We start from the raw sequence: 2,037 nt of genomic DNA, 5'->3' as shown, positions 1-2,037 counted from the left end.
CACGACCGCCGTTTCATCGAGGAGAGCTTCCCGGTTCGAGAAGTCAGCGCGCATTCGGTGCGCGAGAAGAACATCCGCCACGGGCACATCAGCACCCTCCACATCTGGTGGGCGCGGCGGCCGCTGGCCGCCTCCCGGGCCACCGCCTTGGCCGCCCTCCTGCCGGACGACCCCGCGCGGCGGGCGAAATGGCTCGAGCTGGTCCGGCGGATCGCCCCTTGGGAGGTCACTTCCGACGGGACACCTGGGTCCCGCCAGCTCCTGGAGCAGGCCCGAGAGGCGATCCGCGAGGCGTTCGGGGGCCGCCCTCCGCGGGTGCTGGACCCCTTCGCAGGCGGGGGGTCCATCCCCCTGGAGGCTTTGCGGCTGGGCTGCAAGACCTACGCCCTTGACTACAACCCGGTGGCCGTGCTGCTCAACAAGGCGGTGCTGGAGTTCCCCCAGCGGTTCGGCCCGGCGCTGGTGGAGGCGGTCCGCCAGTGGGGGAACTGGGTCCTGGAGGAGGCCCGCCGGGAGCTGGCCCCCTTCTACCCCAGCGACCCTGACGGCGCGGTTCCCGTGGGCTACATCTGGGCGCGGACGCTGCCGTGCCAAAACCCAAGCTGCGGCGCTGAGATTCCTCTGATGCGCCAGACCTGGCTGGCGAAAAAGGACAGGCGCAAGATTGCCCTGCGCCTGATCCCCCACCGTGCGGCGAACCGTGTGGAAGCCGAGATCGTCGGGCAGAGGGGGGAGCCCATCGATTTCGACCCGGAGGAGGGCACGGTTTCGCGGGCGCACGTGCGCTGCCCACTGTGCGGGGGGACGATCGACGACGAGACCACCCGGCGCCTGTTCCGCGCGGGCCGGGCCGGCCAGCGGATGATGGCGGTGGTGCTCCATCACCCCGGGCGCACGGGCAAGACCTACCGGCTCCCGACCGAGCGGGACCTGGGGGCCTACCGCGCCGCGGAGGTGGCCCTCGAGGAGAAGCGGCAGGCCCTGTGGGCGGAATGGGGAATGGATCCGGTGCCGGATGAGCCAACCCCGAAAGGAGGTGGGCCCGGGGCAGAACGAGCGTTCTCGGTGCATAAATACGGCCTTACGCGCTGGGGCGATCTGTTCAACGCGCGGCAGAAGCTAGCGCTGATCACGTTCGCGGATGCGGTGCGCCGGGCGTATGTGGAAACGCTGCAAAATGGATATATGCAAGAGTTTGCCAAGGCGGTAACAACATATTTGGCCATTATTTTTAATCGATTGGCTGACAAAAATGCCACATTGGTTGTTTACAACGTGGTTGGGGAAAAGATAGAGCACGTATTTAGCCGCCAGGCCTTAGCCATGGTGTGGGATTATATAGAAGTCAACCCGTTCACCGATGTTGGGTGGTCCAATATGCAGGAATGGGTAGAGCTCAACTTAGTTCATCTCACCCGCATTTCGTCAGTGGAGGGGGGCGAGCGATGAAGAGCCGGGAAGAGATCGAGCAAATCTTGCTGGCGCACAAGGCTGAACTCCGGGAGAAATATGGCGTCTGCGAAATCGGACTGTTCGGCTCCTACGTGCGTGGAGAGCAACATCCCTCCAGCGATGTGGACATCTTGGTGGAGTTTGAGAATGTGCCAGGGCTACTTAAGTTCCTGGAGCTAGAGGAGTATCTTTCGCATCTACTGGGCGTGCAAGTGGACCTAGTCCGCAAAGCGGCCATCCGCCCAGAGCTCCGGGAACGCATCCTCAGCGAGGCGGTAATGCTATGAAGCGCAGGCATTCTCTGTTCTTGAAAGACATTCTGGACGCGATAGAGCGCATTGAGCGATTTGCGGGCGAAGTAAGTTTTGAAGAATTTGTTCAGAACGAGCTGCTCAACAGCGCTGTCGTGCGGCAGCTGGAGATTATCGGCGAAGCCACCAAGAATCTCCCAGCGGTAATCCGGGCGCGATACCCTGATGTCCCGTGGAGTAGTATGGCACGCATGCGTGATCGGCTTTCGCACGCCTACTGGATCGTTGATTACGAAGTTGTCTGGAAGGTCATCAAGGAAGAGCTGCCAGCTCT

Annotated in this window: 3 protein-coding genes; all 3 read left to right on the top strand. The window is 62.6% G+C overall.

Annotated elements, in window-relative coordinates:
* A partial coding sequence (locus NZM16_RS11190; protein WP_295480429.1) for a DUF1156 domain-containing protein occupies positions 1-1,449 on the top strand: 1,449 nt, incomplete at its 5' end.
* Positions 1,446-1,739, top strand: coding sequence for a nucleotidyltransferase family protein (locus NZM16_RS11185; RefSeq protein WP_295480427.1), 294 nt, complete (start codon positions 1,446-1,448; stop codon positions 1,737-1,739). The genes NZM16_RS11190 and NZM16_RS11185, both read left to right, overlap by 4 nt.
* On the top strand, positions 1,736-2,037 hold a 302-nt coding region (locus tag NZM16_RS11180), incomplete at its 3' end, for a DUF86 domain-containing protein (RefSeq protein WP_295480425.1). The genes NZM16_RS11185 and NZM16_RS11180, both read left to right, overlap by 4 nt.

This window comes from Thermoflexus sp., from assembly GCF_025055495.1.
Lineage (GTDB): Bacteria > Chloroflexota > Anaerolineae > Thermoflexales > Thermoflexaceae > Thermoflexus.
This window is presented reverse-complemented; position numbering and strand designations above follow the sequence as displayed.